The sequence below is a fragment of the Kribbella sp. NBC_00889 genome (assembly GCF_045207705.1).
Classification (GTDB): Bacteria; Actinomycetota; Actinomycetes; order Propionibacteriales; family Kribbellaceae; genus Kribbella.
In genome coordinates this window covers 2,019,620-2,036,942 of the sequence record NZ_CP108783.1, presented here as the reverse complement: position 1 = coordinate 2,036,942, position 17,323 = coordinate 2,019,620, and the positions used below count along the sequence as shown (strand labels likewise).

The 17,323-nt window shown below is 67.8% G+C and carries 15 protein-coding genes and 1 pseudogene; 10 read left to right on the top strand and 6 right to left on the bottom strand.

Annotated features, from left to right (window positions below; genetic code table 11):
- Positions 1–220: 220 nt before the first annotated feature.
- The 4 genes from OG817_RS10010 to OG817_RS09995 form a co-directional block, all read right to left on the bottom strand.
- Complete coding sequence (locus tag OG817_RS10010; RefSeq protein WP_406053393.1) at positions 221–1,045, bottom strand: dienelactone hydrolase family protein; 825 nt, start codon at positions 1,043–1,045, stop codon at positions 221–223.
- Between the two features lie 161 nt (positions 1,046–1,206).
- Complete coding sequence (locus OG817_RS10005) at positions 1,207–2,571, bottom strand: amidohydrolase (RefSeq protein ID WP_406053392.1); 1,365 nt, start codon at positions 2,569–2,571, stop codon at positions 1,207–1,209.
- 308 nt (positions 2,572–2,879) lie between these two features.
- Positions 2,880–3,461 carry a dihydrofolate reductase family protein gene (locus tag OG817_RS10000; protein ID WP_406053391.1) on the bottom strand — a complete coding sequence of 194 codons (582 nt, stop codon included), beginning with the start codon at positions 3,459–3,461 and terminating at the stop codon, positions 2,880–2,882.
- 67 nt (positions 3,462–3,528) lie between these two features.
- Complete coding sequence (locus OG817_RS09995) at positions 3,529–4,368, bottom strand: helix-turn-helix domain-containing protein (RefSeq protein ID WP_406053390.1); 840 nt, start codon at positions 4,366–4,368, stop codon at positions 3,529–3,531.
- A gap of 574 nt (positions 4,369–4,942) precedes the next feature.
- Between OG817_RS09995 and OG817_RS09990 the strand changes: the two genes are divergently transcribed.
- Complete coding sequence (locus OG817_RS09990) at positions 4,943–5,839, top strand: phosphotransferase (protein ID WP_406053389.1); 897 nt, start codon at positions 4,943–4,945, stop codon at positions 5,837–5,839.
- A gap of 416 nt (positions 5,840–6,255) precedes the next feature.
- Here the strand turns inward: OG817_RS09990 and OG817_RS09985 are convergent, their stop codons facing one another.
- The gene (locus OG817_RS09985; RefSeq protein WP_396393260.1) at positions 6,256–6,735 is read right to left on the bottom strand and encodes a winged helix-turn-helix transcriptional regulator; all 480 of its coding nucleotides are present in this window, start codon (positions 6,733–6,735) and stop codon (positions 6,256–6,258) included.
- A gap of 172 nt (positions 6,736–6,907) precedes the next feature.
- Here OG817_RS09985 and OG817_RS09980 point away from each other — a divergent pair, with 172 nt between their 5' ends.
- The 6 genes and pseudogenes from OG817_RS09980 (at position 6,908) to OG817_RS09955 (ending at position 13,241) form a co-directional block, all read left to right on the top strand.
- Positions 6,908–7,912 (top strand): helix-turn-helix domain-containing protein, encoded by a 1,005-nt coding sequence (locus tag OG817_RS09980; protein ID WP_406053388.1) that lies wholly within the window; start codon positions 6,908–6,910, stop codon positions 7,910–7,912.
- 193 nt (positions 7,913–8,105) lie between these two features.
- Positions 8,106–9,518, top strand: coding sequence for an IS1380 family transposase (locus tag OG817_RS09975; RefSeq protein ID WP_406053387.1), 1,413 nt, complete (start codon positions 8,106–8,108; stop codon positions 9,516–9,518).
- A 472-nt stretch (positions 9,519–9,990) separates the two neighbouring features.
- On the top strand, positions 9,991–10,833 hold the full coding sequence (locus OG817_RS09970; protein ID WP_406053386.1) for an alpha/beta fold hydrolase: 843 nt from the start codon (positions 9,991–9,993) through the stop codon (positions 10,831–10,833).
- Positions 10,834–10,851: 18 nt separating this feature from the next.
- The gene (locus tag OG817_RS09965; protein WP_406053385.1) at positions 10,852–11,103 is read left to right on the top strand and encodes a hypothetical protein; all 252 of its coding nucleotides are present in this window, start codon (positions 10,852–10,854) and stop codon (positions 11,101–11,103) included.
- A gap of 115 nt (positions 11,104–11,218) precedes the next feature.
- Positions 11,219–12,433 (top strand): annotated as a pseudogene (locus OG817_RS09960) (integrase core domain-containing protein); the annotation flags it as partial.
- A gap of 163 nt (positions 12,434–12,596) precedes the next feature.
- The gene (locus OG817_RS09955; protein WP_406053384.1) at positions 12,597–13,241 is read left to right on the top strand and encodes an alpha-ketoglutarate-dependent dioxygenase AlkB; all 645 of its coding nucleotides are present in this window, start codon (positions 12,597–12,599) and stop codon (positions 13,239–13,241) included.
- A gap of 92 nt (positions 13,242–13,333) precedes the next feature.
- Here the strand turns inward: OG817_RS09955 and OG817_RS09950 are convergent, their stop codons facing one another.
- Entirely contained in the window at positions 13,334–13,906 is a 573-nt protein-coding gene (locus tag OG817_RS09950) for a hypothetical protein (protein ID WP_406053383.1), read from the bottom strand.
- 270 nt (positions 13,907–14,176) lie between these two features.
- Here OG817_RS09950 and OG817_RS09945 point away from each other — a divergent pair, with 270 nt between their 5' ends.
- The 3 genes from OG817_RS09945 (at position 14,177) to OG817_RS09935 (ending at position 17,317) form a co-directional block, all read left to right on the top strand.
- Positions 14,177–15,283 carry an IS110 family transposase gene (locus OG817_RS09945; RefSeq protein ID WP_406053382.1) on the top strand — a complete coding sequence of 369 codons (1,107 nt, stop codon included), beginning with the start codon at positions 14,177–14,179 and terminating at the stop codon, positions 15,281–15,283.
- Positions 15,284–15,401: 118 nt separating this feature from the next.
- Entirely contained in the window at positions 15,402–16,679 is a 1,278-nt protein-coding gene (locus OG817_RS09940) for an MFS transporter (RefSeq protein WP_406053381.1), read from the top strand.
- Entirely contained in the window at positions 16,679–17,317 is a 639-nt protein-coding gene (locus OG817_RS09935; RefSeq protein WP_406053380.1) for a pyridoxamine 5'-phosphate oxidase family protein, read from the top strand. Before OG817_RS09940 ends, OG817_RS09935 begins: the two co-directional genes overlap by 1 nt.
- Positions 17,318–17,323: the final 6 nt, after the last annotated feature.

Genomic DNA, 17,323 nt, shown 5'->3' with positions numbered 1-17,323 from the left:
CCATGTCCGCGGCGCTTGATACCAGAGGAAGTCACCGAGCGTCACCCACTGCTCCCCCTTACTTGCACACCGCAACGATCCACCCCAGATTCCGGTATGGTTCCCCACCCGGAGTCCGGATACTCACACGCTGCGTATTCCTCGACACCGCTTTAACATTTCGACACTGACGGTCATAGCTACTCGGCACGCTGTGACGGACCGCCGGTTACCGCAGAGTTCAATCGTGCGATTGAGTTTCGCGTTTCTCCATAAGGTGTTCGCGGAGGAACTCGACCGTCCGGGCACGCGCCCGGTACGCCGAGTTCGGCGGGTCCTCCCGCACCTCGTGGGTGACGACCGCGTGGGCCGAGGTCTTGAAGCCGTCCGGATTGCCCGGGCCGGAGTCGAGCTCGATCACCTCGAACGCGTCACCGAGCTCCGCGCGAAGTGTGGCGAAGCGCTCCGGCGGCGCCGCCCGGTCCTTGCTGAACCGCAGACCCAGCACGCAGAGTCCGTCGTTCCGCGTCCGTTCCTTGACGATCTCGAACTCCCGCCGGGACAGACCCGGATCCTGCCGCATCGTGCGCGTCACCGGGAACGGCACCGCCGGCTGACTGAGAACCGGCGCCGTCACCGACTCCTCGACGGCTGCGGCCAGGGCGAACCCGCCGGTGAAGCACATCCCGATCACGCCGACCCCACGGCCCGGCGTCCGGGTGGCCAGGTCGGCGGCAACGGCCCGCAGGTACTTCGTGATCGGCCGTTCCGCGTCCGTCGCGAAGGCCCGGAACTCCTTGGACACGCACAGGCGCGCGACCGTCCGCAGCACGTAGCCCATGCTCGGCTCGCGTCCCGGCGTACCGAACGGCGACGGAATGACGACGGTGAACCCCGCGCCGACCAGATGCTCGCCGAAGGACTGGACCTCGGGTGTGAGTCCCGGGACCTCGGGGATCAGCACGACTCCTGGACCGGACCCGTTCTCGAAGCAGTCGTAGGTCAGTCCGGCGCCGGTGAACGGCCCTCGCCGCCAGCCGGACAGATCGGAGCCCGATGCCGCCATCACGCCTCCTCGAAGTCGTGCCCCAAAGCTTAGAGTGCGCGGCAGGCAACAACCCGTCGTCCAGCACGCGCTGCAAGTTTCGACATCTGCTCCGGTGGACGTTGGGCGCCGGCGTCCTGTCATACCCCCGGGCGAATGTCGACCGGGGCGTTGCTGTCGGGTCAGGGGGTGTAGTGCTGGACGGCGCCGCCCTTCGAGAGGTCCACGAGGGTGTGGGCCAGGTCGCGGGCTTCGGCGAGGACCTCGTCGAGGTCGAGGGTGGTGAGTTGGCGGTCGCGTACGACGACCTGGCCGGCGACGAGGACGGTGACGACGTCGGACGGGCGGACGGAGTACACCAGAGCCGCCCGGGGGTCGTGGAGCGGTTGGCAATGCGGCCCGGAGAGGTCGACCAGGGCGATGTCGGCCTGGCGGCCCGGTTCGAGGGCGCCGATCGTGTCGGGGAGACCAGCAGCCTTGGCGCCACCCCGGGTGGCGAGGCGGAGGGTGTCGGAGATGGTCATCCACTCGGCGTCTTGCTCGCGTTGCTTCTGGGTGAGGGCCACCATGCGCAGTGACTCCCAGACGTCGAGCGTGTTGTGGACCGCTGCTCCATCGGTGCCGACGCCGACGGGCACACCGATCGACTGCAGGCTTCGGATCGGTGTCACCGAACCCATCGCGAGCTTCAGATAGACCTTCGGGCAACTGGCGACCGCGATGCGATCGGCATGGCGCTCGAGGATCGCCAGGTCGGACTCCCGGATGCCGCAGCCGTGCGCGATCAGAGCACCGGCGTCCAGTACGCCGGTCCGGTCGAGGACCTCCATAGGCGTGACACCGAGTCGGTCCACCGACGAACGGGTCTGCTCCTCGGTCTCGGCCGCGTGCAGATGGATCCGGAACCCCTCGGCTCGCGCGATGTCCGCCGTACGACGAAGGTCCTCGTCCGTCACCGTGTACGTCGCGTGTGGGCCGAGGCTGGCGGTGATGCGCGGGTCGAGGGTGCTGAGGTCGCGGGTGGTCGCGATGGCTGCGTCGATGGCTTCTGGGCCTGTCGAGGAGAAGTACGTCGGGGCGAGGTCGGCGCGGATGCCGGACTCGAGCGCGGCCCGCGCGATCTGGTCGGCGTAGAAGTAATGGTCCACGAACGTGGTCACGCCGGCCAGCAGCATCTCCGCGCACGCCAGCCGTGCTCCGACACGCACCCGATCCGGGGTCAGATTGACCTCCATCGGCCAGATCCGTTGGTTGAACCAGTCATCGATCGACACGTCCTCGGCCGCGCCCCGCATCATCACCATCGGACTGTGCGTATGCGAGTTCACCAACCCCGGTACAGCCAGCAGCCCAGTCCCGTCGATCACCTCCACCTCCTCCGGCGCACCGGTCTCGTCCTCCAGCCCAACCTGGAGGTCGGCTCCGGTCGGGGCGACAGCAGTGATCCGGTCGTCGTGAACATGCAGATCCTGAAACTCGTCGATCCGGCACTCCCCCGCCTCCGGCACCACCAGCACCGAGACGTTGCGGATCATCAAGCGAGCCATCAATCCTCCACCAGCCGGTGTCACAACCCTGCGCGGTCGCCCAAAGTCTTGTCCATCCACAGGCCAACCTGTGATGTCTCAGGACATAGGTGACAGTTCTGCATCAGGACATCGGTGACAACCGATGTGTCAGGACATCGGTGACGATTCACGGGTCTTGTCGTGGGCCGCGGAGGCGACCGTTGCCGACATAAGTCACTCTGGGCGTCGGCCTGGTGTGCTCGATGAGGATCTCGCCTTCCAGGTCGGCGACGGTGATCTTGTCGCCGGCGGTGATGACGAGGACTTCGCGTGCCCGCTCAGATCGGTCAACGGCGCACCTGATAGCGCAGGTGAAGCACCCGGTTGCCCTGAATCATCACGTCAGGATCCTCCAACAGGTGCTGCGCGTGGACCGACCCGAAGTAGCGCTTGCCGGACCCGAACACGACGGGTACGACGTCCATGCGCACCTCGTCGATCAGGCCCGCGGCAAGCACCTGGCCGCCGACGTCGCCGGCGGCGACCTCGACTATGCGGTCACCGGCAAGGTCCTGTGCCTTGGCCACGGCTGCCTCGACGCCGTCGACGAAGTGAAACGGCGCCTCGGGGTCCCAGCCCTCGGGCTTCGGCCGGTGTGTCACGACGACCACGTGGTCGATCCCGCTCGGAGGCTTCCCGTCCCATCCGTCGGTCATGTCGAAGACGTGGCGGCCGGCGATTGTCGCCCCGATCTGGTCCCAGTACGGCCGGGTGTAGTCGTAGGAGGTCTGCGACACCTTCACGTAGCCGCTCTCGTCCAACGGGACGTCACCACTGGTCAACCAGTCGAACAGCGGTCCGGGCTGGTCATTCTCGTCCGCGATGAAGCCGTCCACCGACACCGAGCTGTACATGACTACTTTGCCCACGGGGCGCTCCTCTGCTTTGGCGTGCCCCAAAAGTAGCGTTTTCGTGAGCTGTCGCTCTTGTAAGAAATCAATCGGCCGGCAGCGGCCAGCCGTCCAGCGCGTGGCCGGGATGTTCGCGCAGGAACCGCCGCCGGACTTCGACGTACCGGGTCGGCGTGAGCCCGGTGAACGCCCGGAACTCGTGGCCGAAGTGGGCCTGGTCGAAGTAGCCTGCGCCACCGGCGAGGTCGCCCCAGTCGATCGGTCCGGCGGGGTTGATCGCGAGCACGGTGGCGGTGAAGCGGTAGGTGCGGGCCAGCCGCTTCGGCGTGACGCCGATGAGCTCCTTGAACCGCTGTGCCAGATGAGTGCTGCTGACACCGGCTGCCACGCTCAGGTCGCCGATCGCTACCGCCCCGCTGGTCGCCGCGATGACACGGCTCGTATGGCGGACCAGCCCCAGGCCGGCGGTCTCGCACAGCCGTCGCATCAGCTCCTCCTCGAGCAGCGTCAGCATCTCGTGCGGTCCGTCCGCCGTGGCCAGCCGGTCTCGCAGCTCAGCAATGGCGGGCAGGCCCCAAACCTGCTCTACCGTCACCGGCCGGTCACACAGCTCGGCTGCGGGCATCGGCAGGAACGGCGCTGGCCCCCACGGCTTGAAGTGCACGCCGACGGACCGGGTCTTGGGTGGGTAGCCGAACTCCCACGCGCGGGTGGGCATGGTGACCACGCAGCCGTCGGAGTACTCGGCCGTCTCGATGTCGGTGCCGGCGCGGATGCGGAACGGCGCCCCGAGGTTGACGATGAGCAACGCCGCCGGACTTGCCGGCAGCGCCAGCCGGGCGTACGGCGGCGCACCCTCCAGGTAGTAAAGGTCGTCGATCAGCCCGTCCAGCGGCGGTCGCGGCACTCTGGACACGTACTCCACGCCCACAGCATCGCCGACGCCCCGCCGGCATCGCGCGCGGGGCTACGACGCTCCCCGCATCGCGTACCTGCCGGGTGATCTGCCGGTGCAGATCCTCGGCCGAATGCGGTCGGCCCGTGTCCTGCATCCACCACGCCAACCTGTGTCCGTCTCGCGATCACGCAGTGGCCGTCTGATGCGCCCCGTGGGGCGGTGACGACCTTCTGTGCCGAGCACGGCATCTCGCGCAGGACGTTCTACGAGATCCGGCGGCACTCGATTGGCTTGGCGGACGGCGTTTGGCCGACTAGGAGTACGGCCGCCACAGCGGATGGGTAGCCACGCTCACACCATCGCATGGTCGACTCATGCCATCACCTTGACGCTGCGGAGCCTGAACGGGAATCGGGCCACGCGCAGGGCTAGAGCATGGGGTCTCCGCCAGCCAGTTGCCTCTACGTCTCGGCAGTTGTGGGCCAGGCGGGCCCTCGACAAGTCCCAGCCAACCAAACGCGGAAAGGGCGCGCAGCCACGATTTCTCTGCCAGAATCCAATCTGCGACGACGTAGATGCGTGAACCCTGGGGGAGGAACTGATGCCGGACGAACCCGATGCCGAGATCCGACGCCGGGTCGAACAGGCACTGGGCCGGCCGACCACGACGTGGGCCGTCCCCGATACCGGTTGGTCGGGGGCGATCCGGCACTCAGTCGGATTGGCCGACGGCACGCGCGTCTTCGTCAAAGCCGCCACCGACGACGATACCGAGCACTGGCTCCGCACCGAACACCTTTCCCTGCAGCACGTTCCCGAGCGGTTCGCGCCAACGATCATCGCGTGGCTCGACGAACCCGGCCGCCCGATTCTCGTCACTGAAGATCTCAGCCGGGCTCACTGGCCGGCCAGCCATCAGGGTGTGAATTGGCGCCCCGGCGATATCGATCTCCTACTCACCGCTGTCGCCGATCTTTCACATATCGAGGCACCGAACGTTTTCTCAACCACACCGCGAACGCGCGCTCGCTGGCCCGGCCTACTGTGCGGCCCGGACCGAACGGCCTTCCTCGAATTGCAGCTGTGCTCGGAGAAATGGCTCGACAACGCCGCGCCACAGCTCATCGCCGCCGAATCCCGCTGCGACGAGGACGGAACGAGCCTGGTGCACGGGGATCTTCGCAGCGACAATATCTGCATCGACGGCGACCGGGTGGTTTTCGTCGACTGGAGCCATACCTCACGCGGCAGCGCCGACCACGATCTGGCCGGATTGCTCCCGACCCTGCACCTGGAAGGCGGCGCCCTTCCCTACGACGTCATGCCCGACGGCGCACCCTGGGCCGCCGCCGGTGCCGCCACGCTCGCCTATCGCGTTCACCACGATTCCCTGCCGGACTGGCTGGTGCCGGTGATGATCCGGCTGATCGCGATCGACCTGTCGTGGGCAGCGTCATCGCTGGGGCTTCAGTCGCCCGACGGCACCGCCCCGCGCTAGCCGAACAATTCTGGATCATCCGAGTCCGCGTTCTGGCCACCGATCGCGAAGAATCGGCGGGCCGGACGCCCCCGGGCCGGTGCAGAACCTGGCCGACCTCGAACGCGAGTACGCAATTGCTGCCGCCGGACCGCCCCCTCAGGGCGGACTACCGTCCCGCCCAGCCGGCCCCGACCCACCCGGCGCCGGCCCGCTTCGCACATGGTCGCAGCGTCCCAGCCCGCCGCCTCGATGGACGTGATCGATCCAGCCGCCCACTCAGCCGGGAGCACACACCCAGCCGGAGCATCACGCCCCGGCTGGCCGCTCCCGTGCCGCTCTAGTGCTATGGCCAAGATTTTTGGCCCGCTACACGAATCTGAGGATCGGTGCTCGTCACGTCCTGCCGGTGTCCACAGGCGCCCTGGGATGCGAAGTCAGGAGACTGTGATCAGCCCCGGGCCTGCCTCGATTACGACGTCACCCGGATCCACATCGTGGCCCGCGTCGCAACGGATGCGGACTCCGACGGCTGCGCCGCAGGCGCGGTGGGTCGCACGCACGGACGGGCCCGCCTCGTCGGTCTCCCACTTCGAACCCCATTGAAGCAGCGCATAGACAACGGGCTGGAAGTCCATTCCCTTGGCGGTCAATTGGTATTCGTGCCGGGTCCGCTGACCGGGCTCCTGGTAGGGCACCCGCTCCAGCAGCCCGGCGGCGGTCAGTTCCTTGAGCCGGGCTGCCGCCGCGGGCTCGCCGATCCCGACTCGGCGGACAAAGTCCTCGAATCGGCGGGTGCCGAAGATCGCCTCCCGCAGGACCAGGATCGCCGAACGAGTGCCGACGACGTCGATCGAGGCGGCGACCGAGCAGTTGGCCATCGACCAGGTCTCCCGGTGGCTGAGCAGATCTGTCATGTCACGAGTGTAGGGGCTGACTTGCGTGGACAATAGTCTGGGCCGTAGTCTCCTAACTGACTTAGGCAAACAGAAGTCAGCCGCGCGAGAGTAGTCGACTGCTGCGGCGTCGGAAAGACGGCCGCCTGGGTCGACGGTTGTGAGCTGGTGCCGCGGATCGAAGGTGGACGAGATGACAGACATTCTTGATACGCGAAGCGTGCCTGCCGCCGTTCGCGCCGAGGTGGTACGGGAGACGATTGCCAGCGCGAAGGTGCGGGTCGAGATCGATTTCCCAGCCGAGGCTGGGCCCGCGGCTGCGTACGGCGCCATCAGTCAGCTCGGACAGCTGACGGTGTGTTCGGTCCGCTCGAACGCGCTCACTGTGGAGCGGACACCGGCCCTGGCCCGGGACGAGCTTGCGCCGAGCATCTTCCTCGGTCTCCAACTGGCCGGTTCGAGCCTGGTCGTCCAGGGTGGCCGGGAAGCGGTCCTCAAACCACGCGATCTGGTCATCTACGACTCGACCGCGCCGTACACGCTGGTCGATCCCGACGGCATCCGCCAGCACTTCTTCCGGATCCCCATCGCTGCTCTGGGTCTGCCGCACGACGCGATCACCCAGATCTGCGCCACGACTCTCAGCCCCGGACATCCGATCGCTGACCTGGTCGCCACCTATCTGTATCGGCTGGCAAGCCGCCCGGACATTTACACCCACCCGGCTGCTGACGCGGTGAGCCACCCGAGTGTCGCACTGGTCCGTGCGCTCATCACCACCCAGCTGGATGCCACCGCACTGGGGAAGGAAGCACTGCACGCGACACTGCGGTTGCGGATCCTGGAGTACGTCCGCGCCCGGCTGGGCGACCCCGGGCTGCACCCCGGCCAGATCGCCGCCGAGCACCACATCTCGGTGCGGCACCTCTACAACGTCCTCGCCGCGGGCGGGATTTCGCTCGGTGACTGGATCCGCAATCAGCGGTTGGAGAGATGCCGCGAAGACCTCGCCCGGCCCGGGTTGCGATCGTTGACGATAGCAGCGGTCGCCCGGCGTTGGGGATTCACCGATCCGTCCAGCTTCGGCCGCGTCTTCCGTGCTGCCTATGGGCTCTCGCCGCGCGAGTGGCGAACCCTGGCACACCGTGATCCGGTAGGTGCCACCGGTGTCTCGACCCTGATCTCGCCGCCGGAGTAGCCGCTGGAACGTGCGCCGACCGCCGATGTCTGCACTGCGTGCGCGGTCCTCGGCCGGAGGTGGTGGCCGGCTAGCCCGGAGCTTTCATGCCGGTCGGCTGTGAGGATGTGTCGTTGAACTGAAAGGTGCTCCTGACCAGCGACGATGTGGTTTGTCTAGGACCATGTCGTGCGGATCGAGGAGCACCTTCGAGGTGAAGACTACCGGGTTCTATCCCTGTGTTCGGGTTGATGCGGCGGGATCGGGGGTGGTGTCGCGGGCCGGTGGTCTGCTGCTCACCGACGCGGTCCGGACCAGCGGGCTGGGCGCTGAGTTATCGCGGGCGTTGGCGCCGTGGCGCAAACCGTTGGTCCGGCACGACCCGGCCAAGATCGTCTGCGATCTGGCGGTCGCTCTCGCGCTGGGCGGGGACTGCCTGGCCGACATCGCGGTGCTGCGCGGCGAACCGGCGGTGTTCGGCCTGGTGGCCTCCGATCCGACGGTGTCGCGCACGATCGACGCGTTGGCCGGAGATGCTGAGCGGGTGTTGAAGGCGATCGGCACCGCTCGCGCCGCGGCGCGAGCGAGGGTGTGGGCGCTGGCCGGCCAGCATGCCCCGGACGCCGGGATCGACGCAGACAGCCCGATCGTGATCGACACCGACGCCACCTTGCTGACCGCCCACTCCGACAAGCAAGGTGCTGCGCCAACATTCAAGCGGGGCTACGGTTTCCACCCGTTGTGGGCGTTCGTCGACCACGGCGCCGACGGGACCGGTGAGCCGCTCGCGGTGATGCTGCGGCCTGGAAACGCGGGCTCGAATACTGCCGCCGACCACATCGCCGTGGTCCGTGACGCACTCAAACAGTTGCCGTCGTGGCGGCCAGGGACACGGCCCGGGCGCAAGGTGCTGATCCGCGCCGACTCGGCCGGCTGCACCCACGACTTCCTCGACTGGGTGGCGGTGTCGCAGCGCATGTCGTACTCGGTCGGGTTCACCCTGCCCGACGACTTCGACCAGGTGCTGCCGCGGATCCCGAAACGCGCGTGGACCCCGGCCTACGACGCCGGCGGCAAGGTGCGTGACGGGGCTTGGGTCGCAGACGTCACCGGCTTGTTGAACCTGTCCACCTGGCCGAAGGGGATGCGGGTGATCGCGCGCAAGGAACGCCCGCACCCCGGCGCCCAGTTGCGGATCACCGACATCGACGGGCACCGCGTCACCGCGTTCGCCACCAACACCGCCCGCGGACAGCTGGCCGACCTCGAGCTACGGCACCGCCGCCGCGCCCGCGCCGAAGACCGGATCCGAGTGGCCAAGGACACCGGACTGACCAACCTGCCGCTGCACGAGTTCACCCAGAACCAGATCTGGTGCGCCATCGTCTCGCTGGCCTGCGAGCTCACCGCTTGGATGCAGATGCTCGCCTTCACCAGCGACAACCACACCGGCCACGAAGCCCGCCGCTGGGAACCCAAACGCCTACGCCTGCGGCTGTTCTCGACCGCCGCGAGGATCGCCCACACCGGCCGCCGCATCATCGTTCACCTCGCCCGCGACGGCGCCTGGACCGACCTCCTGCTGACCGCGATCACCCGCCTACGCCAACTCGCCGTCCCCGGCTGAGCACCACCACACCCTGCCCCAACGACCCCAGGACCCACCCGGCCGGAACCGGCGTCCACCGAGACGACACTCGGCAAACGGTCACACCCAACTGCAAGAATCACACCTGCTGCGCGTCACCAACGCGCACCAAGCCGACCGTGCCAGCCCGATGAAAGATCCGGGCTAGTCGAGCTCTCGCCACTGCCATGTGGGCATCTCGGACGCCGCGAAGGTGGCGGTGGACCATTCGTGCACAGGTATCTGCACGGTGTGCAGGATAACGCGCGCAACGGCGCCAGCGGCCGCGTCGGACCCTAGCGTCGATTCCGACACCACGGACGGTGTCCTCGACGGGCGGCCCACACGCCACCTTCTGGACGCACGCCGAGCCGTTCGCGCCGCGCTGCTGAAGCTCCAAGCTCGGCACCGCGGCTGCCCCCCCGCCCGGCGAGCCCGCTGAGCGGATAACGAACCCCGCAAAGGACATGCCATGCGTACACCGAAGAAGTCACTGCCCGCGGCCGTCGCGGCTCTCACCGCCGGCGTGCTCGCGCTGGGCATCGGCACCGCGACCAGCAGCAGCGCGCAAACCATGCAGAACGACGCGCCACTCAAACCGACGATCGTGCTCGTGCACGGCGCGTGGGCCGACGGCTCGAGCTGGTCTGCCGTCACATCAAAGCTGCAGAGCGCCGGATACACCGTCGATGTCGAGGCAAACCCGCTGCGCGGACTCGCAACCGACGCGCAGTACCTGCGTGATCTGCTGGCCACCATCCCTGGCCCAGTCGTGCTCGTCGGGCACTCCTACGGCGGCATGGTGACCACCAGCGCTGCCACCGGCAACCCCAACGTCAAGGCCCTCGTCTACGTGGATGCCTTCATCCCCGACCAAGGCGACAGCGTGGGCGCGCTCGCCGCCGCAGAGCCCGGCTCCGAACTGGACCCGAACAGCTCGATCAACACGGTGCCGATCCACGACGCCAGCGGAAACGTCATCAACGCCGACGTCTACATCAAGCCGAATCAGTTCGCGGGCCTCTTCGCGGGTGGTATCCCTGCCAAGCAGGCCGCCGTCCTGGCCGCCACCCAGCGGCCACTGACCGCCAGCACGCTCAGTGAGACCCTCGCTGGCGTTCCGGCGTGGAAGACCATCCCGTCCTGGGACCTCATCGGTACGGCGGACAAGGTGCTGCCACCGGCGGAGCAGCAAATCATGGCGCACCGCGCCGGCGCGCACATCACCAAGGTCGACGCGCCGCACCTGTCGATGATCTCCGACCCGGACGCGGTCACCGACGTGATCGTCGACGCCGCCCGTACCACCAACTGACCGGCCAACCGCCAAGAAATGCACGGATCGACGACCGATGTCGCGCTCATCGCCAATGCGATCGACAACGGACCCGACGGCCTGCTGGACCTCGTCGACGGGCGACGAGGCTTCCAGCAGGTCCACGTCATCACCGCCGCCGACAAGATCACCGTCGCCGACCTCGAAGGCGAGATCCTCATCGAGCACCAGACCCGCGCCCGGAGTGACCTACGTCGGCAACGGCCAACACGGCAACGGCCAACCTGTCATGTCGCAGGACATCGGTGACAGTTCTGCATCAGGACATCGGTGACATTTCTGGTGGGCTTGGTGGTGACACTTCGGCCGCGAGGCTCGGGCGGTGCCAGCCAATGAACCTATCGATCCCCGTGTCCGCCTTGCGATCTCGCAGTGGCCGGACGATGCTCCGCGCGGTGCGGTCTCGACCTTCTGCGCCGAGCACGGCATTTCGCGCAAGTCCTTCTACGAGTTGCGCAAGCGCGCGACGGCCGACGGTCCGGCGGCCGTGCTCGAGCCCAGGTCCAGGCGCCCGAGGACGAGCCCGGCGAAGTTGACCGAGGAGGTCAAAGAACAAGCGGTGCAGGTGCGGGCTGCGTTGGAGGCCTCCGGGCTCGACCACGGGCCGATCAGCGTGCACGACAAGATGCGCGCGATGGGGCTGGAGGTGGTGCCCTCGGTCGCGTCACTGGCCCGGATCTTCCGGCAGGTCGGTGTGGCGCGGTTCGAACCGCGGAAGAAGCCACGCTCGGCCTGGCGCCGGTTCGTCTATCCAGCTCCGAACGCCTGCTGGCAGCTCGACGGCACCGAGTACGTGCTCACCGGTGGGCGTAGGTGTGTGATCCTCCAGCTCATCGACGACCACTCCCGCTATGCGGTCGCTTCCCACGTCGCGTGGGGCGAGACATCTGCCGCGGCGATCGCCGTGTTCGACAAGGCCGTGGCCGCCAACGGCGTGCCTCAGCGGCTGCTGTCCGACAACGGATCCGCGCTCAATCCGTCGCGCCGTGGGCTCCTGGGTCAATTCGTCGTACACCTGATGGCACTGGGGGTCGAGCCGATCACCGGCAAGCCCTACAAGCCGACGACCCAGGGCAAGAACGAACGCTTCCACCAGACCCTGTTCCGTTACCTCGACAAACAACCGCTCGCCGAGACGCTCGACGAACTGCAGGCCCAGGTCGAGGCCTTCGACCACATCTACAACACCCAGCGCCCCCACCAGGGCCTGCCCGGACGCGTCACGCCCCAGGCCGCCTGGGAAGCCACCGCGAAGGCCGAGCCGCCACGTCCCACACACAACCTTCCCCGTCGCTCCCACCGTCCCGCCAGCCGGCCCCGGCCGCCTCTCGCACCGGCGCCCGCTGACCTGCCCGACGACACCGTCGTCAAGAAGCTGACTCCCGCCGGCATGTTCTACCTGGACAAGGTCCAATACCTGGTCGACGGGCGACGCGGCTTCCAGCAGGTCCTCGTCATCAGCACCGGCAACAAGCCCGGCGACAAGATCACCGTCACCGACCTGGAAGGCGAGATCCTCATCGAGCACACCAGACCCGCACCAGGAGTGACCTACGTCGGCAACGGCCGCCCCCGCGGCCCACGCCAAGACCCCTGAACCGTCACCGATGTCCTGACACACCAACTGTCACCGATGTCCTGATGCAGAACTGTCACCCATGTCCTGAGACATCACACGGCAACGGCCAACCATCGCGAGATTCAGGGGAACATATGTTCGAATCTCGGGTATGGTGGGGGTTATGGCTGCTGGGCTTCAAGGGTCGTTGCTGGATGCGTTCGAGGATCCTGCGCTGGGTTCGCTGGCGGGGGTCGGGCGGACGGAGCTGGGGCTCGGGGCCTGGATCGATGTGTTGCCAGCTTGGTTGACCGGGGCCGATCAGGTGTACGAGCGGTTGGCGCGGGATGTGCCGTGGCAGGCCGAGCGGCGGCAGATGTACGACCGGGTGGTCGACGTACCGCGGCTGTTGTGCTTCTACGGGGAGAACGAGGAGCTTCCGGTGCCGATCCTGGATGAGGCTCGGGATCTGCTCAGTGAGCACTATGCGGACGAGTTGGGTGAGCCGTTCCGGACGGCGGGATTGTGTTTCTACCGAGATGGGCGGGACAGCGTCGCCTGGCATGGGGATCGGATCGGGCGCGGGAATCACGAGGACACGATGGTCGCGATTCTGTCGGTCGGTGAGCCACGTGTGCTCGCATTGCGGCCGCGGCCGGGTGGGGTGAGTGGGCCGGTGGGTTCGACGGTGCGTTATCCGCTCGGGCATGGGGACCTCATCGTGATGGGTGGTTCGTGTCAGCGCACGTGGGAACACGCGATCCCCAAGGCGTCCGGGCGGGTCGGACCTCGCATCAGCATCCAGTTCCGCCCCCGAGGCGTCCGCTGACCTGTCGGCCGGTGGCGAATGGGTGACCGGTCGGCTGCGGCTGTGGACGGGGTGCGGGGTGGTTGGTCTGGCTGCGGATGGGTGCTGGGTGGTCAGGCTGCGGCTTGGGTTTGGAGTTGGGGTTGGTAGACGTGGTCGGCCGAGGCGACGTAGAAGCCGAGGAGGCGGACGTCGGCGGCTTGGCAGATGCGGGTGGCGGCTTCGGCCCACTCGGTGTCCACCTCCGGCTGGAACGGCGGTCCTGGGCGGCCTAGAGCCAGGATGAGCCCGGTGCCTGGCGCTGTTCGGACCGCGGGCAGGATCGGGTCCAGCGCGGATGAGCAGACGCCGGCAGTCCCAGCGCGGTGGTGGTGCGAGGCATCGGCAGTCCCGGCGCGGTCGTGATGTGGGGCACCGGCAGTCCCGGCGCGGTGGTGATCTGGGGCGTCGGCAGTCCCGGCGCGGTGGTGGTGCGAGGCGACGTGCTCGACCGGAGCTGCGAAGTCTTCGGGTAGGTCGAGCGTCAGGGCTGCTCGATAGTGGTTGTCGGGGTCGCAGAGGAGAACGGTGAAGGTGCCGCGACGCCGGTCGCCGAGGGTGACCATCAGGTCGACGACATCGGCGGCGCGGGCGGGATCGGACAAGGGCTGGTTGGTCCACGTGGGTGGAAGGTTCTGGAAGCTCATACCTAGAAAGTGCCGTCGTTCCGACCGTCGCAGAGAGTTATCCACATGGATGATGTGCTCGTCGGCCGGATGACTCTGTTATCCACCGTCGCCTGGGAACGGGTTGACTTTTGTCTGATCTGTCTTCGGCCGGCGAGCTGCACGCACCGGCCGGACGGAACGTGACCTGATAGGAGCCTGTCGCAGAGGCCCGTCCATGTGCTGTCCGCCCAGCCGGCGGTGCGTGCCGTCCCATGTCGGTTCGCAAACGAGAGGACGGCTGTCTCTACGATGACAGACCCGATCAGCGCTACCCAGTTCGACATCACCGAGGTCGCTGGACCCGGTCAGGTCGTCGGCGGCGTGGATACCCACCTGGACACGCACACCGCGGCGTGTGTCGATCACCTTGGCAGGTTGCTGGCTCATGCCCAGTTCCCGGCCACCGCCGCCGGGGAGAAGCGCTTGCTGGCCTGGCTGGGCGGGTTCGGCGATCTGGCTGCCGTGGGTGTGGAAGGCACCGGCAGCTACGGCGCGTCGCTGGCTCGCAAGCTGACTGCCGAACGTCTGCGGGTCGTGGAGGTGTCGCGGCCGAACCGGCAGACCCGCCACCAGCACGGCAAGTCCGACCCGATCGACGCCGAGGCCGCCGCTCGCGCGGTACTGGCCGGCACCGCGACCGGCACCCCGAAGGCACGAACCGGTGTGGTGGAATCCATCCGCGTCCTGCGGACCGCGCGCTCCGGTGCGGTCAAGGCCAGGACCGCCGCGACCAACACGCTCAAGCACCTGGTCGTCACTGCCCCCGAGCCACTACGCAGCCAACTCGCCGGCCTGCCCACCGACCAACTCGTCGAGCACGCCACGGCGCTGCGCCCGGCCGCCGATCTGGCCGACCCGATCCAGGCCACCAAGACCGCGCTGCGCCGCCTCGCCCGCCGCTGCCAGCACCTCACCGAAGAGATCACCGACGCCGACACCCAACTGCGCGCCCTGACTCGCCAGACCGCACCCGCGCTGCTCGAGCGCTGCGGCGTCGGCCCGGAAACCGCCGGCCAACTCCTGGCCACCGCCGGCGACAACCCCCACCGGCTCCACAGCAACGCAGCCTTCGCCGCGCTCTGCGGCGCCTCACCCGTCCCGGTCGCCTCCGGCCGCACCCATCGCGTCCGCCTCAACCATGGCGGCGACCGCCAGGCCAACTCCGCCCTGCACACCATCGCCTTGGTCCGCATGCGCCACCACCAACCCACCCGCGCCTACGTCGCCCGACGCCACACCGAAGGCAAAACCACCAAAGAAATCATGCGCTGCCTCAAACGCGCCCTCTGCCGCGAACTCCTCCCCCTCATCCAACAAGCCCTCACCACCCCAAACTTGACACCCGGCGGTCTATAGGAGCATCAGACCAATTCCCGCACGTACAAATGGCCCACCACAGGAGGCATGAAGTGGATCTGCCTGCTGGGCCGCCGCGCTCCTAGGCTCGAAGCAGACCGAGCCGAGGGAGACTCCGATGAGCATCACGACAGACCGCATCCGCAGCGGACGCGGCAGCATCCTGCCGCCGGCCGGAGCACCCCGCGACCTCGCGATGGCGCAGCTGGCCAACTCCGTCGGCGACGGCGCGTTCATCGTCACCTCGGCACTCTTCTTCACCCGGGTCGTCGGACTGTCGACCGCCGAGGTCGGCCTCGGCCTCACGATCGCCTGGCTGGTCGGCTTCCTCACCGGTGTCCCGCTCGGCAACCTCGCCGACCGTCGGGGCCCTCGCGGCACAGCCGTCCTGCTCGCCCTGACCACAGCTGCCTCGGTCGCCTCGTTCCTCTTCGTCCGCAGCTTCGTTCTGTTCCTGGTCGCCGCGATCGTCTACGCCTGCAGCCAGACTGGTCTCACCGCCGCCCGGCAAGCACTCCTGGCCGGTCTGGTCACGCCGACCGAGCGGACCCGCATCCGGGCTTTCCTCCAGTCCACAGTCAACGCCGGCCTCGCAGCAGGCGCCGCACTCGGCGGCCTCGCGCTCCGCTTCGACACATCAACGGCGTACCTGACGGTCTTCGCACTGGACGCGCTCAGCTTCCTGATCGCCGCCCGACTGCTCCACCGCGTGCCGTCGGTGGCGGTCAGAGTGCGCGTGAAGGGTGAGCCGCGGCTCGCCGTACTGCACGACCGCCCGTACGCCGTCCTCGCGCTGCTGAACTCGATCATGCTGCTGTTCATGCCGCTGCTCAGCCTGGTGGCACCGCTATGGATCGTCTCGCACACGGACGCACCGGACTGGGTGGTCGCCTCGTTGCTGATCGTCAACACGCTCGGAGTCACGTTCTTCCAGGTGCGGATCGCCCGCAGCGTTCGCGACCTGCGCACCGCCACCCGCTCGGTCCGGTTCGCCGGAGTCGCGATGCTGACCGCGTGCGCGGTGTTCGCCATCTCCGCCGCCAAGATGAGCGCGTGGACCGCGGCCGTCGTACTGGTCGCCGCCGCTGCGCTGCTGACGCTCGGCGAGATGAAGCTGGCGTCCGGTGCTTGGGAAATCAGCTTCGAACTGGCGCCGGCCGACAAGCAGGGCCAGTACCAGGGCTTCTTCGGCACCGGCCCTGCGATTGCTCGCATGCTCGGTCCGGCGCTGCTGACCACAGTGGTCCTGGGGTGGGGTCCGATCGGCTGGATCGCTGTGGGTGCACTGTTCCTAGGGACCAGTTGCGCAACTGGTCCCGCCGTACGATGGGCTGCACGGACGAGGACCGTCAGCGAGACGGACCATCCGTTGCAGGCAAAGGAGAACGCCGTCTGATGGACATCCCCGGACTGGTCGAGATCACGACGTACGACGAGCTGCGCAGCGTGGTCCCGGAGCCGCTCGATGCCGCCGCCAACAAGACCCGCAAGGAGCTCCACGAGCTCGACCGGCAGTGGCTGTCGGTCTCGCCGTTCTGCCTGATCGCGACGTCCGCGGCCGACGGCAGCTGCGACGTCTCACCGAAGGGCGACCCGGCCGGGTTCACCAAGGTCTTCGACGACAGCACGATCGCGATCCCCGAGCGCGCCGGCAACCGGCGGGTCGACGGCTTCACCAACATCCTCTCCAACCCGCACGTCGGCCTGGTCTACTTCATCCCGGGCCGCGGTGACACGCTCCGGATCAACGGCCGGGCCCGGATCGTCCGCGAGGCGCCGTTCTTCGACGAGATGATCGTGAAGGGCAACCGGCCGCAGCTCGCGCTGCTGGTGGAGATCGAGGAGGTCTTCCATCACTGCTCGAAGGCGTTCCTGCGCTCGCGGTTGTGGAAGCCCGAAACCTGGGACCCGACCGCGGTGGCGAACCGGGCCACCATCTCGAAGACCCTCGAGCGGAAGGACACCGATCTGGCCGAGCTGGAGGAGTACTACGGCACGGCGTACGAGGAGAAGATCTACAAAGTCAAGTACTGACTCCGG

Excerpts from the sequence above, each read along its gene's own strand:
- OG817_RS09935 (WP_406053380.1), top strand. The coding sequence starts at position 16,679 with ATGGACATCCCCGGACTGGTCGAGATCACGACGTACGACGAGCTGCGC.
- OG817_RS10010 (WP_406053393.1), bottom strand. The coding sequence starts at position 1,045 with ATGGCGGCATCGGGCTCCGATCTGTCCGGCTGGCGGCGAGGGCCGTTC.
- OG817_RS09945 (WP_406053382.1), top strand. The coding sequence starts at position 14,177 with ATGACAGACCCGATCAGCGCTACCCAGTTCGACATCACCGAGGTCGCT.
- OG817_RS09980 (WP_406053388.1), top strand. The coding sequence starts at position 6,908 with ATGACAGACATTCTTGATACGCGAAGCGTGCCTGCCGCCGTTCGCGCC.
- OG817_RS09940 (WP_406053381.1), top strand. The coding sequence starts at position 15,402 with ATGAGCATCACGACAGACCGCATCCGCAGCGGACGCGGCAGCATCCTG.
- OG817_RS09970 (WP_406053386.1), top strand. The coding sequence starts at position 9,991 with ATGCGTACACCGAAGAAGTCACTGCCCGCGGCCGTCGCGGCTCTCACC.
- OG817_RS10005 (WP_406053392.1), bottom strand. The coding sequence starts at position 2,571 with ATGGCTCGCTTGATGATCCGCAACGTCTCGGTGCTGGTGGTGCCGGAG.
- OG817_RS09985 (WP_396393260.1), bottom strand. The coding sequence starts at position 6,735 with ATGACAGATCTGCTCAGCCACCGGGAGACCTGGTCGATGGCCAACTGC.
- OG817_RS09950 (WP_406053383.1), bottom strand. The coding sequence starts at position 13,906 with ATGAGCTTCCAGAACCTTCCACCCACGTGGACCAACCAGCCCTTGTCC.
- OG817_RS09990 (WP_406053389.1), top strand. The coding sequence starts at position 4,943 with ATGCCGGACGAACCCGATGCCGAGATCCGACGCCGGGTCGAACAGGCA.
- OG817_RS09955 (WP_406053384.1), top strand. The coding sequence starts at position 12,597 with ATGGCTGCTGGGCTTCAAGGGTCGTTGCTGGATGCGTTCGAGGATCCT.
- OG817_RS09965 (WP_406053385.1), top strand. The coding sequence starts at position 10,852 with ATGCACGGATCGACGACCGATGTCGCGCTCATCGCCAATGCGATCGAC.